Source organism: Subtercola vilae (genome assembly GCF_004923255.1).
Taxonomy (GTDB): domain Bacteria; phylum Actinomycetota; class Actinomycetes; order Actinomycetales; family Microbacteriaceae; genus Subtercola; species Subtercola vilae.
The window spans coordinates 125517-137148 of record NZ_QYRT01000008.1 but is presented as its reverse complement, the minus strand read 5'-3'; the positions used below and the strand labels follow the sequence as shown (position 1 = coordinate 137148).

Annotated in this window: 12 protein-coding genes; 6 read left to right on the top strand and 6 right to left on the bottom strand. The window is 66.7% G+C overall.

Features of this window, described 5'->3' with window-relative positions; genetic code table 11:
- Window positions 1-243 precede the first annotated feature (243 nt).
- Window positions 244-2505 carry a phosphoribosylformylglycinamidine synthase subunit PurL gene (gene purL, locus D4765_RS06465; protein WP_136641476.1) on the top strand — a complete coding sequence of 754 codons (2262 nt, stop codon included), beginning with the start codon at window positions 244-246 and terminating at the stop codon, window positions 2503-2505.
- 120 nt (window positions 2506-2625) lie between these two features.
- On the opposite strand, the gene D4765_RS06460 is transcribed toward purL, so the two are convergent.
- From D4765_RS06460 to D4765_RS06450, 3 genes are read right to left on the bottom strand one after another with little or no spacing between them, the layout of a single operon-like run.
- Window positions 2626-3000 (bottom strand): chorismate mutase, encoded by a 375-nt coding sequence (locus D4765_RS06460; protein WP_136641467.1) that lies wholly within the window; start codon window positions 2998-3000, stop codon window positions 2626-2628.
- A gap of 31 nt (window positions 3001-3031) precedes the next feature.
- Entirely contained in the window at window positions 3032-3961 is a 930-nt protein-coding gene (locus D4765_RS06455) for a DMT family transporter (RefSeq protein WP_237280290.1), read from the bottom strand.
- 30 nt (window positions 3962-3991) lie between these two features.
- Window positions 3992-4411 (bottom strand): organic hydroperoxide resistance protein, encoded by a 420-nt coding sequence (locus D4765_RS06450; protein ID WP_136641466.1) that lies wholly within the window; start codon window positions 4409-4411, stop codon window positions 3992-3994.
- A 47-nt stretch (window positions 4412-4458) separates the two neighbouring features.
- On the opposite strand from D4765_RS06450, the gene D4765_RS06445 reads away from it, so the two are divergent.
- The 3 genes from D4765_RS06445 to D4765_RS06435 all read left to right on the top strand — a co-directional run bounded on the left by D4765_RS06445 (window position 4459) and on the right by D4765_RS06435 (window position 6811).
- Window positions 4459-5067 carry a maleylpyruvate isomerase N-terminal domain-containing protein gene (locus D4765_RS06445; RefSeq protein ID WP_136641465.1) on the top strand — a complete coding sequence of 203 codons (609 nt, stop codon included), beginning with the start codon at window positions 4459-4461 and terminating at the stop codon, window positions 5065-5067.
- 21 nt (window positions 5068-5088) lie between these two features.
- Window positions 5089-5553, top strand: coding sequence for a GNAT family N-acetyltransferase (locus tag D4765_RS06440; protein ID WP_136641464.1), 465 nt, complete (start codon window positions 5089-5091; stop codon window positions 5551-5553).
- An 82-nt stretch (window positions 5554-5635) separates the two neighbouring features.
- Complete coding sequence (locus D4765_RS06435) at window positions 5636-6811, top strand: alcohol dehydrogenase catalytic domain-containing protein (RefSeq protein ID WP_136641463.1); 1176 nt, start codon at window positions 5636-5638, stop codon at window positions 6809-6811.
- A 255-nt stretch (window positions 6812-7066) separates the two neighbouring features.
- Here D4765_RS06435 and D4765_RS06430 read toward each other — a convergent pair whose 3' ends face one another.
- From D4765_RS06430 to D4765_RS06420, 3 genes are all read right to left on the bottom strand, one after another.
- On the bottom strand, window positions 7067-7288 hold the full coding sequence (locus tag D4765_RS06430; RefSeq protein WP_136641462.1) for a hypervirulence associated TUDOR domain-containing protein: 222 nt from the start codon (window positions 7286-7288) through the stop codon (window positions 7067-7069).
- 88 nt (window positions 7289-7376) lie between these two features.
- Complete coding sequence (locus tag D4765_RS06425; RefSeq protein ID WP_136641461.1) at window positions 7377-8666, bottom strand: adenylosuccinate synthase; 1290 nt, start codon at window positions 8664-8666, stop codon at window positions 7377-7379.
- A gap of 1 nt (window position 8667) precedes the next feature.
- Entirely contained in the window at window positions 8668-9138 is a 471-nt protein-coding gene (locus D4765_RS06420) for a DUF3151 domain-containing protein (protein WP_136641460.1), read from the bottom strand.
- 277 nt (window positions 9139-9415) lie between these two features.
- Here D4765_RS06420 and D4765_RS19435 point away from each other — a divergent pair, with 277 nt between their 5' ends.
- Both D4765_RS19435 and D4765_RS06410 read left to right on the top strand, forming a co-directional pair.
- Window positions 9416-10597 (top strand): hypothetical protein, encoded by a 1182-nt coding sequence (locus tag D4765_RS19435; RefSeq protein WP_201799246.1) that lies wholly within the window; start codon window positions 9416-9418, stop codon window positions 10595-10597.
- 314 nt (window positions 10598-10911) lie between these two features.
- Window positions 10912-11622, top strand: coding sequence for an AfsR/SARP family transcriptional regulator (locus D4765_RS06410; RefSeq protein ID WP_136641459.1), 711 nt, complete (start codon window positions 10912-10914; stop codon window positions 11620-11622).
- Window positions 11623-11632 lie beyond the last annotated feature (10 nt).

The window sequence follows — 11632 nt, the reverse complement described above, 5'->3', positions numbered from 1 at the left end:
TGGGTGGGGTGGGGGCATGCGGTTCGCTCAGGCCGCCACGGCACCACGATGCGGCGTACGCGTACCGGGTAGAATTGGGGCGCTCACCGCCGCCCTTCGAAGGAGCCCCTCCGCGTGTCTAACACCGCAGAAACCACAGCCGCAAGCACAGCCGAAACCGCCGCCGGCACCGCCGGCACCGCGAGCACCACCGGCATCGAGGCCGGGGCGAGCCGGCCACCCGTCGACAGCGTCGAGGTCGCAATGGCCACGCCAGACAAAGAGCAGCCGTACGCCGCCCTCGGGTTGAAGCCTGACGAGTACGAGCAGATCAAGGCCATCCTGGGCCGGCGCCCCACGAGCGGCGAGCTGGCGATGTACTCGGTCATGTGGAGCGAGCACTGCTCGTACAAGTCGAGCAAGATCTACCTGAAGCAGTTCGGTTCGAAGACCACCGAGAAGATGCGCAAGAACCTCATGGTGGGCATCGGCGAGAACGCCGGTGTTGTGGATGTCGGCGAGGGCTGGGCGGTCACATTCAAGGTCGAGTCGCACAACCACCCGAGCTACATCGAGCCGTTCCAGGGCGCCGCGACCGGCGTGGGCGGCATTGTTCGCGACATCATCTCAATGGGCGCACGGCCGGTCGCCGTGATGGATCAGCTGCGCTTCGGTGCCATTGACAACCCCGACACCGCGCGGGTCGTGCACGGCGTGGTGGGCGGCATCAGCTTCTACGCGAACTGCCTGGGCCTGCCGAACATCGGCGGCGAGACATACTTCGACGCGGTGTACCAGGGCAATCCGCTCGTGAACGCACTGGCGGTGGGCGTGCTGCGGCACGAAGACATCCACTTGGCGAATGCCAGCGGTGCGGGCAACAAGGTGGTGCTGTTCGGGGCTCGCACCGGCGGCGATGGCATTGGTGGGGCATCCATTCTCGCCAGCGACACGTTCGACGCGAAGGGCCCCACGAAGCGCCCGGCGGTTCAGGTGGGCGACCCGTTCGCCGAGAAGGTACTCATCGAGTGCTGCCTCGAGTTGTTCAGGGAGAAGCTGGTCGAGGGCATTCAAGACCTCGGCGCCGCCGGCATCTCGTGCGCAACCAGCGAACTCGCGAGCAACGGCGACGGCGGTATGTACATCGAGCTCGACAAGGTGCTGCTGCGCGACCCGAGCTTGAACGCCGAAGAGATTCTGATGAGCGAGAGCCAAGAGCGCATGATGGCCGTCGTCACGCCGGAGAAGCTCGACGCTTTTCTTGCCGTCGTAGCCAAATGGGATGTCGAGACCAGCGTTCTGGGCGAAGTCACCGACACCGGCCGGCTCATCATCGACTGGCGCGGCGAGCAGATCGTCAATGTGGAGCCGCGCACGGTCGCGGTCGACGGCCCGGTGTACGACCGCCCGGTCGCCTACCCCACCTGGATCGACAAGCTACAGGCCGACACTGCCGCGGTTCTGCCGCGCGCCACCGACCCCGAAGAGCTGCGCGCACAGACGCTCACCCTGCTCGGCAGCGCGAACCTCGCCAGCAAGAGCTGGATCACCGACCAGTACGACCGCTACGTCATGGGCAACACGGCGCTGTCGTTTCCCGACGACGGCGGCATGATTCGCGTCGACGAGGAGTCGGGCCTCGGCTTCGCCATCGCCACCGACGCGAACGGTCGCTACTGCCAGCTCGACCCCTACCACGGAGCCCAGCTCGCCCTCGCTGAGGCGTACCGCAACGTGGCCGTCACCGGCGCGGTGCCGGCCGCCGTCACCGACTGCCTGAACTTCGGCAGCCCCGAGAACCCCGAGGTGATGTGGCAGTTCTCGCAGGCCGTCGCGGGCCTGTCAGACGGATGCCTCGAGCTCGAGATCCCGGTCACCGGCGGTAACGTCTCGTTCTACAACCAGACCGGCACGGCGCCCATTCACCCCACCCCCGTGGTGGGCGTGCTCGGCGTGATCGACGACGTGGCCCGGCGCATCCCGAGCGGTTGGCAAGACGAGGGCAACAACATCTACCTCCTCGGCGTCACCAAGACCGAGCTCGACGGCTCGGCGTGGGCCGGCACGATTCACGATCACCTCGGCGGCCGACCGCCGGTCGTCGACCTCGGTCGCGAGGCCGCTCTCGCCGGGCTGCTGCACGCCGGCGCCATGCAGAGCCTGCTCGCGTCAGCGCACGACCTCAGCGACGGTGGCCTCGCGCAGGCCCTCTCCGAAGCCGTGATGCGCTTCGGTGTCGGCGCCCGCGTGTGGCTCGAAGAGCTCATGCTGCGCGACGGCGTCGACCTCACCACCGCCCTCTTCAGCGAGTCGACCGGTCGCGTCATCGTGTCGGTTCCCCGCGAAGACGACGTCAAGTTCATGGGGCTCTGCGAAGGCCGCGACTACCCGGTTCTGCGCATCGGCGTGACCGACAAATTGGATGCCGCACTCGACATCCAGGGCCTGTTCCACATCGGGCTGGCCGAGCTGCTCGGCGCCCACCGGGCCACGCTGCCCGAGCGCTTCGGCGAAACGGTGGCGTAGCCCGGGCCCGGCCTGCTGGCCAGCCAGAACGGCTGGTCGGCAGGCCAGAGGTGCGCTCGATCTGTGAGCGCTGAAGCCGCGCGGCCTCTGGCTTCTGCCGTCGCAGGCTGAAGCCGCCCGCTAGAGCTGCAGGTCGCCTTCGCCGTCGACCACGTCGACCACGTCGATGACCCCGGTGTCAGCGGCGATCTTCACGTGGTGATGAATCACCTCGGCGACGATGAAGTTCAGAAACTTCTCGGCGAACGCCGGGTCGAGGTGCGCTTCTTCGGCGAGCCCGCGCAGGCGTCTGATCTGGCGCGCCTCACGGTCGAGGTCGGCCGGCGGCAGGCCGTGCGTGGCCTTCAGGCGCCCCACCGACTGCGTGAACTTGAACCGCTCCGCCAGCAGGTGAATGAGTGCCGCATCGATGTTGTCGATACTCTGCCGAATACTCTCGAGTTCTGCGAGGGCAGCCGCCTGTGAGTCGTGTTCGGCCTGTGTCTGCGCATCCATACGAGAACTGTATTGCGTCACGGCTGAGGATTCACACCCCATCGAGCGCAGCGGGCCGCGCCGCCCACAGCCGCAGCCGCTTCTGGGTGAGCAGGATACCCAGCAGAACCAGCAGCGCACCGACCGGTTCGTTCCAGGTGAAGGTCTCCCCCAGCACCAGAACCCCCAGAATCACGCCCACCACGGGAGTGATGTACGTCACCGTCGACGCCGATGTGGGCCCCCAGGTGCGCAACACGTTGATGTTGAACACGTAGACGAACCCTGTGCCGAGGGCGCCGAGCCCGAGCAGAGACAGCACGATCGGCGTCGTCAGCGTGAACGGCGACAGCGCGACGACCGGCGTCAGCACAAGAAGCACCAGCGCCCCCATACCCACCTGCATGAACGCGAACGGCACCCCTGCGATGGCCCGGCCGCTCAGAAAGCGGCGGGTGTAGCTGAGGGCGAAACCGTAGCAGAGGGCCGCGCCGAGGCACGCGAGCTGGCCAGCGAGGCTGCCGCTCAGCATCGAGTACCCCCACGGGCCGATGATCACCACCGTACCGAGGATGCCGATGGCGACGCCCGTGGTCTGGTTGCGGTTCAGGCGCTCCACCCGAAACGCGAGCGTCGCCATCAGCGCCGTCATGATGGGCGTCACGGCGTTGTAGATACTCGCCAGGCTCGACGAAACATACTGTTCGGCCCACGCGAAGCAGAGAAACGGCACCGCCGACCCGAACAGGCCGATGACGAGGAAGTGCAGCCACACCACGGGTTCTCTCGGCAGCCGAAACCGGCCGACAAGCACGATCAGCCCGAGGGTGAGCGCGCCGAGCACAAGGCGCGCCCACGCCACTTGGCCGAAACCTACGCCCGTGAGCGCCACCTTCATGAACAGAAAGCTGCTGCCCCAAATGAGCCCCATGGCGACGAACTGCAGCACGATGGCGCCCTGGCGCGGCGATGCGCCACTCATCGACGCATCGCCGTCAGTGCGAGCACTCGTCTACTCGACGGTGGCGATGGTGACCTCGATGTTGCCGCGGGTGGCATTCGAGTACGGGCAGACGAGATGCGCTGCGTCGGCGACCTCTTTCGACTGCTCGGGCGTGGCATTCGGAACGTACACGTCGAGCTCCACGGCCAAGCCGAAGCCGCCCTCGCCATTGCTGCCGATGCTGACGCTGGCCGACACCTCAGCGTCAGTCGTGTCTACCCCGAGGCGCTTGCCCACCACATGCAGCGCGCTCAGGAAGCACGCCGAATAGCCGGCCGCGAAGAGTTGTTCAGGGTTGGTGCCCTCGCCGGAGCCACCCATTTCTGTGGGCGGGCGGGTGTCGAGGTCGAGGCGGTCATCTTCTGAGCGAACGTGGCCGTCGCGGCCACCCCCTGAGGCGTGGGCAATTGCGGTGTAGAGAGCATCCATGGCATAAGTCCATCACAGATCTGGGGTGCCTGTGCCACGATTGGAGAATGGGCACCGTAGCCAACTTCCACCAGGCCGCCGACGCATTCGTTCACCTCGTCGGCCTGATCGGCGACGACCAGTGGCAGCTGCCGGCCCTCGGCACCTGGAACGTTCGTTCACTCGTCGGCCACACCACCCGGGCGATTCTGACGGTCGAGACCTACCTCGGCCACGATGATCCCGGGCGCGTCGGTGTGCCCACCGCCGAGGACTACTACGCGCTCATCTACCGGGACTTCTCCGACCCCGATTCGGTGGCGGCGCGCGGCGTCGAGGCGGGAAACTGGTTGGGCGAGCATCCGGTCGAGAAGATCTCGGATGCCCTGCAGAAGGCCAGCGCGTCACTGGCCGCCGCACCCCTCGGCCGCGTGGTCTCGGTGGGCGGGCACGGCATCGAGCTGACACAGTACCTGCGCACGCGCATCTTCGAGCTCGTCGTGCACTCCATCGACATCGGCCACGCCGTCGGGCGGCCGCACGGGCAGACGGCAGAGTGTGTCGCCGATGCCACAGCTCTGGCGGCGCGCATCGGCGCCAGAACCGGCTCGGGCGAGCAGATTCTGCTGGCGCTCACCGGTCGTGCCGCACTGCCGGAGCATTTCTCAGTTGTCTAACGGTCTGTGTAGGGTACTGGCATGACCATCGCCGTTCGCCCCCTCCCCGAAGCCCAGATCACCCCGTGGATCGAATCAGAGACGCTGCTGTACGCGGCCGAGCGAATGGCGAATGGTGAATCCGCCGACGCCTCGGCCGAAAAAGCGCGCCTTTCGCGCGAAGAGAACTTTCCAAATGACAGGCCCCTTGCCAGTCACACCGTGCTGCAGGTCGTGTCAGATGGGTCTCCCGTAGGCATTCTCTGGCTCGGGCCGCGTGACTCGCTGCACCCAGACGAATGGTGGGTGTTCAGTATTGACATCGATGCCGAGCATCAGGGCAAGGGCTTCGGTCGCGCTGCCATGGGGCTCGCAGAAACAGTCGCGCGCGAGCGCGGGGCCCGCACGCTCGGGCTCAATGTCTTCGGCAACAATCCACGGGCGCAGAATCTCTACCGATCGCTCGACTACACCGTGACAGCCATGCAGATGTCGAAGGAACTGTAGGCCTCTGCCCGCGAGCGGGGCCGCCCCGCCGCACACGCGTCAACCCCTGTGAAACCTGGCGGCTGGCGCGTAGACCAGAGGCATGAGAGCACTCACTTTTCAAGGAACCCAGAACGTCTCGGTCGAAACCGTGCCCGATCCGCGTATCGAGAAGCCCACCGACGCCATCATCAAGGTGACGTCGACCGCCATTTGCGGGTCAGACCTGCACCTGTACGACGTGCTCGGCGCGTTCATCAACAAGGGTGACATTCTCGGCCACGAGCCGATGGGCGTCGTCGTCGAGGTCGGCAGCGAGGTGAAGAACCTTGTCGTCGGCGATCGGGTGGTCATTCCGTTCGTCATCGCGTGCGGGTACTGCTACATGTGCCAGAAGGGTCTGCACAGCCAGTGCGAGACGACCCAGAATCGCGACACCGAGAGCGGGGCATCCCTCTACGGCTACACCGAGCTCTACGGCGCCGTGCCGGGCGGCCAGGCCGAGTTCCTGCGGGTTCAGCTCGCCGATTTCAATGCGCTCAAGGTGGGCACCGAGCTTCCGGATGAGCGGTACCTGTTTCTGAGCGACATTCTGCCCACGGCGTGGCAGGGCGTACAGTATGCCAACGTGCCCGAGGGTGGCACGCTCGCCGTGCTCGGGCTCGGCCCGGTCGGGCAGTTCGCCAGCCGCATCGCAAAGCACCTCGGCTACCGCGTGCTCGCCATCGACCCCGTGATCGAACGCCGCGCCATGGCCGAGCGGCACGGCGTCGAGACCCTCGACTTCAGCGACGACTCGCTCGCCCAGCTGCGCGATCTCACCGACGGGCGCGGGCCCGACTCCGTGGTCGACGCGGTCGGCATGGAGGCGCACGGCAACCCCGGAGCCGCCTTCGCCCAGAAGGCCGCCGGCCTGCTGCCCGACGCCATCGCCAAGAAGGTCATGACCACGGCTGGCGTCGACCGCCTGGCGGCCCTCCACCTCGCCCTCGATGCCGTTCGCCGCGGCGGAACCGTCTCGCTCAGCGGCGTGTACGCCGGTGTCGGCGATCCCCTGCCGCTGAAGAGCATGTTCGACAAGGGAATCACCTTGCGCATGGGCCAGTGCAACGTGCAGAAGTGGCGGGACGACCTGGTACCCCTCGTCGAAGACCCGGCCGACCCGCTCGGCACCGAAGACCTCACCACCCACGCCGTGCCCCTCGAGCAGGCTCCCGCGATGTACAAAACCTTCAAGGAAAAGGAAGACGGCTGCATCAAGGTCGTGCTGAAGCCGTAGCCCTGCACCCCTCCTCGCCCACCCCACCCCCGCCCCGTCTCTTCCATCGTGGAGTCGATTTCCGCCCTATCCCGGGAATTTTGGGGCGGAAATCGACTCCACAACGACGGAGGCCAGACGCCTGGACACGGGCGGCGGGTCGGTGGGAGCGGCGTGGTCGGCGGCTTCGGTAGGCGGGCATGCTCGACGCGGCGGCGGCGGCGTCGTCGGCGCGGGCGTGGTGGGCGCGGGCGGGTGCGCCGCGTAGGAGGCGTGCTACTTCTTGGAGCGGGGCTTCTTGGTGAGGGCGGAGGGCTTGTGCACGGCCTCGCCGCCCGACTTCTCGCTTGTGACGAGGTATTGCGGGTCATCCGGAGTCGCACGTACCTCACGCTTGGCAGCGTGCGTGTCAGCGGTGATCTTCTTCTCGACGGCCCCCGAGGCGGTCGAGCCGTGCGACTGCCAGGTGACCTCGTCGCCCTTTTTGAGTTCGCTCATGGCAGCACGCTACGCCCGGGGCTCCGGATGCACACGGGCTTGATTTTCGACCGAGAAGGGTTGGTGCGGCTGCTGCTCGGTCGGGCGGCTACTGCCCGAGCAGGTCGTGCCGCACGACGATGGCCTCGCGGCCGGGGCCCACACCGATGGCGGAGATGCGTGCACCGCTCATGGCCTCGACGGCCAGAACGTAGGCCTGCGCATTGGCCGGCAGGTCGTCGAACGTGCGTGCGCCGGTGATGTCTTCACTCCAGCCGGGGAATTCTTCGTAGATGGGCACAGCATGGTGGAAGTCACTCTGCGACACCGGCACCTCGTCGACACGAACGCCGTCGACGTCGTAAGCGACACACACCGGAATGGTGGTGAGGCCGGTGAGCACATCGAGTTTCGTGAGCACGAAGTCGGTGACACCGTTGATGCGGGCCGAGTAGCGCGCGATGGGCGCGTCGTACCAGCCGCAGCGGCGCGGGCGGCCGGTGGTGGTGCCGAACTCGAAGCCGTTGGCACGCAGAAACTCGCCCGACTCGTCGAAGAGCTCGGTGGGAAACGGGCCGGCGCCCACGCGGGTGGTGTACGCCTTGACGATTCCGATGACGCGGTCGATGCGATTGGGGGCAACGCCCGAGCCGGTCGAGGCGCCGCCCGAGGTCGCGTTCGACGACGTGACGAACGGGTAGGTGCCGTGGTCGACATCGAGCATGGTGGCCTGGCCGCCCTCGAAGAGCACGGTCTTGCCCTCGTCGAGCGCGCGGTTCAGCACGAGAGAGGTGTCAGCGACCATCGGGCGTAGGCGCTCAGCGTACGACAGCAGATCGTTCACGATCTCGTCGATCACAATCGCGCGGCGGTTGTAGACCTTGACCAGCAGGTGGTTCTTCTGCTCGAGTGCGCCCTCGACCTTCTGGCGCAGGATGTTCTCATCGAACAGGTCTTGAACACGGATGCCGAGACGGTTGATCTTGTCGGCGTACGCCGGCCCGATGCCGCGACCCGTGGTGCCGATCTGACGTTTGCCAAGAAAACGTTCGGTGACCTTGTCGAGTGTGCGGTGGTATGCCGTGATGACGTGCGCGTTTGCACTCACGAGCAACCGCGAGACGTCGACCCCGCGCGAGATGAGCGCCTCGAGTTCGTGAAAGAGCACCTCGATGTCGACAACGACACCGTTCGTGATGACAGGCGTCACATTGGGCGTCAGAATACCCGACGGCAGCAGGTGCAGCGCGTATTTCTGATCGCCGATCACCACGGTGTGCCCGGCGTTGTTGCCGCCGTTGAACTTGACTACGTAGTCGACTCGACTGCCCAGCAGGTCGGTGGCTTTACCTTTACCTTCGTCGCCCCACTGGGCGCCGATCAGAACGATTGCAGGCATGTCAGAGCCCTTCTGTACTCGCTGCCGCACGGTAGTGCGCAGTCTCGATGGTCTGGATGACCGTGGCATCGGCCCCGATCAGAAACTCTGTGAGCCGCGTGACTTCATCGGTCTCGCCGATCTGCTCCGCCGCGCGCCGCAGCGCGTACAGCGCTCGCAGCACCCCGCGGTTGGGCTCGTGCGACCACGGAACGGGCCCCTGGCCGCGCCAGCCGCCCTTGCGCAGCGCGTCGAGCCCGCGGTGATAGCCCACCCGCGCGAAAGCGTACGACGGGATGATCTGGCCCGCCTCGAAGGCCCGGTCGGAGAGCAGCGCCCACACCAGCGACGAGGTGGGGAACCGCTGCACCAGCAGCTCGAGCTCCACCTGCGATGGCGACGAGCCGTCGGGGTGACTCGAGAGCACCTCGATGCTCCCGGGTTCGGGGTTCAGAAGGGTCGGGGGCACGCCAAGGAGGTTTTCGCCGGTCACACTCCATTCTATCCCGGGAGTGCTGGCGGCTCGTCTGACGTGCGTCGACGTGGGGCATCGTGCCTGGTAGCGCGGGTGTCGGCGCCCGTCGAGCTTCGTAACGCGCGAGTCACGCACCCGTCACGCCGCTGTCACGAGTGGGTCACGGGCGCGTCACGGGCGGGTCACGGGTGGTGGTTCACACTGACCACACTCGGGGCATTCTCGAGGGTGAGGGGCACAGCACATGTCGAAAGTCACGACAACATCAGATCGTCGAGTTTCTTCATGGGTACGAGTGGGTAGGCAACGCGGGCGCCATGGCCGGTCGTCGCTCGTCACCGTTGGGCTGTTCTCAACCATTCTGATGTTCGTTGCCTTTGCGGCTCTCACCATCGGCACCGTCGGTGTGTACCCGACCTCGGCGTCAGCAGCCGAAACCTCAGAGCTCGGCCAGTGCAACGGCACCGACAACGACGGAGGGCAGGGGCTGAACTGCGACGTCGTCGTGGCGAACACACTCAACCTCGACACCAATACACAATCGTCGGTGACGACGGTGACCGAATGCCACGGGGCCGCGAACGCAGCCACCACGTGCACCATTGTCACGACTCCCTCCTCGTCGCTCGTGACGAACGTCACGCAGTGCAACGGCTCCGGCAACGGAGGGGGCGCAACGGTCAACTGCTCCGTTTCGATCGTGAATACCATCACCGGTACAACCACCGCGGTACCGGGAACGGTCAACCAGTGCAACGCCTCAGGCCAGGATGGCGGCACCGAACCGACCATCGCGTGTGATCCGCTGGGCAGCACAACCGGCGCCACGGTCACCGAGTGCAACGGTTCCGGCAATGGTGGCGGAGCGACCATCCGCGTGCAGTGCACCGTGAGCGATCTCACGGTGAGCGCGGCCCTGCCCGTGACCATCAACCAGTGCAACGGCTCCGGCAACGGCGGAGGCGGTTTTGTCACCTGCCGTAGCTCGATCACAACGCGTGTGCTGCCGGGCGCAACGACACCGCCGACCGGCACCGGCACTCCGACGGGTACGCCGACCGGCACACCCACCGACACTCCGACCACCCCGCCCACCGGAACTCCCACAGCAACCCCGACGCCCGGCGGTGGCGGAGGCACCGGTGGCGGCACCGGATCCGGCGGCGGAACTGGAACAGGAACAGGCACCGGCACCGGAACGGGAACGGGGGGCGGCACGGGTGGCGGAACCGGGTCTGGCAACGGCACGGGCGGTGGAACCGGCTCGGGCAACGGCACCGGCGGTGGAACCGGCTCGGGCACCGGCAGCGGCTTCGGCACCGGCAGTGGCACCGGCTCGTCACTGGCCAGCACCGGACTCGAACCAGCCCCCGCTGTGCTCATCGGGCTCGGCGCACTGAGCGCCGGAGCGCTCGGCCTCACCGCGGCAGCTCTGCTGCGCCGCCGCACCGCCGCCTCGAACCGTCGTAGTGAGTAGGTCAGCGCCGCCGGACTGAAAGCGCGTCGCACGCCCGGCCCCCCGGCATCCCCCTCTCCTGGCCCCCTGACCCCCGCGCCTGCCCCCAGGTAGCCCCGAACGCAGTACACAAAGCGACCAAAAGCGCCATCCCCTACGCGAAAAATCTGCCCAGGGTTAGGCTTCTGCTACTTCTCAGAGCACCGGGAGTACGCACGACATTCACTCCGGTCCTGCTCCAAGGGCCGGAGTGATCGCAGACCTAACTGACATCGCCATGCCCTCCGGGGCGGCTTGTCGAATTCGCAGGCATCACATCAGACCGGGGGCCGGTTTTGACACTCAACATTTCAGTTCTCGGCGGATTCGCCCTCGTCGACGACCTCGGTGGCCCGTATGCCGCCGCATCGGTGAGTTCTCGCCGGTTGCTTGCATTCCTGGCACTGCGACCGCGTGAGAATCTGCGCATCGCGGTCGCGGGTGCCATGTGGCCCGATGTGACCGAACACAAGGCGGCGCTCAGCCTGCGGGCGACACTGGCGCGAATGGATGCCCGTTCCCGCGAACTCGTCACCGTGGCATCCACCAGCCTCGGTCTCGCAGCGAACGTCGAAGTCGATCTGCGGTCGTCGCACGCGTTGGCGTTGAGGCTGTTGCCGCGCGAAGTACTGCCGAACGTGGCCGACATCAACCCGGCCGCCGTGGCCGCTCTCTCGGTGGAGCTGCTGCCCGATTGGTACGACGATTGGGTGCTCGCGGCTGCCGAGGATTGGCGGGGGCTCCGCATGAACGGTCTCGAGGCGCAGACGCGGCTACTCGTGGCGGCCGGCCGGTTGCCCGAAGCGGGCGTCGCGGCACGGGCGGCGATCTCGGTCGAACCACTGCGGGAGAGCGCCCAAGCCGCTCTGATCAGGGTGCATATCGCCGAAGGCAACCAGTCGGAGGCGTTGCGGGTCTTCGACCGCTACAGCGTTCTGCTGAACGGTTCGCTCGGGCTGGCTCCGACGACGCAACTGTCGACTCTGGTGCGCGACATCACGCGCTGAGCGATAACTT

Coding starts and splice junctions, on each gene's coding strand:
- purL (WP_136641476.1), top strand. CDS start 244: ATGGCCACGCCAGACAAAGAGCAGCCGTACGCCGCCCTCGGGTTGAAG.
- D4765_RS06460 (WP_136641467.1), bottom strand. CDS start 3,000: ATGGATGCGCAGACACAGGCCGAACACGACTCACAGGCGGCTGCCCTC.
- D4765_RS06455 (WP_237280290.1), bottom strand. CDS start 3,961: ATGAGTGGCGCATCGCCGCGCCAGGGCGCCATCGTGCTGCAGTTCGTC.
- D4765_RS06450 (WP_136641466.1), bottom strand. CDS start 4,411: ATGGATGCTCTCTACACCGCAATTGCCCACGCCTCAGGGGGTGGCCGC.
- D4765_RS06445 (WP_136641465.1), top strand. CDS start 4,459: ATGGGCACCGTAGCCAACTTCCACCAGGCCGCCGACGCATTCGTTCAC.
- D4765_RS06440 (WP_136641464.1), top strand. CDS start 5,089: ATGACCATCGCCGTTCGCCCCCTCCCCGAAGCCCAGATCACCCCGTGG.
- D4765_RS06435 (WP_136641463.1), top strand. CDS start 5,636: ATGAGAGCACTCACTTTTCAAGGAACCCAGAACGTCTCGGTCGAAACC.
- D4765_RS06430 (WP_136641462.1), bottom strand. CDS start 7,288: ATGAGCGAACTCAAAAAGGGCGACGAGGTCACCTGGCAGTCGCACGGC.
- D4765_RS06425 (WP_136641461.1), bottom strand. CDS start 8,666: ATGCCTGCAATCGTTCTGATCGGCGCCCAGTGGGGCGACGAAGGTAAA.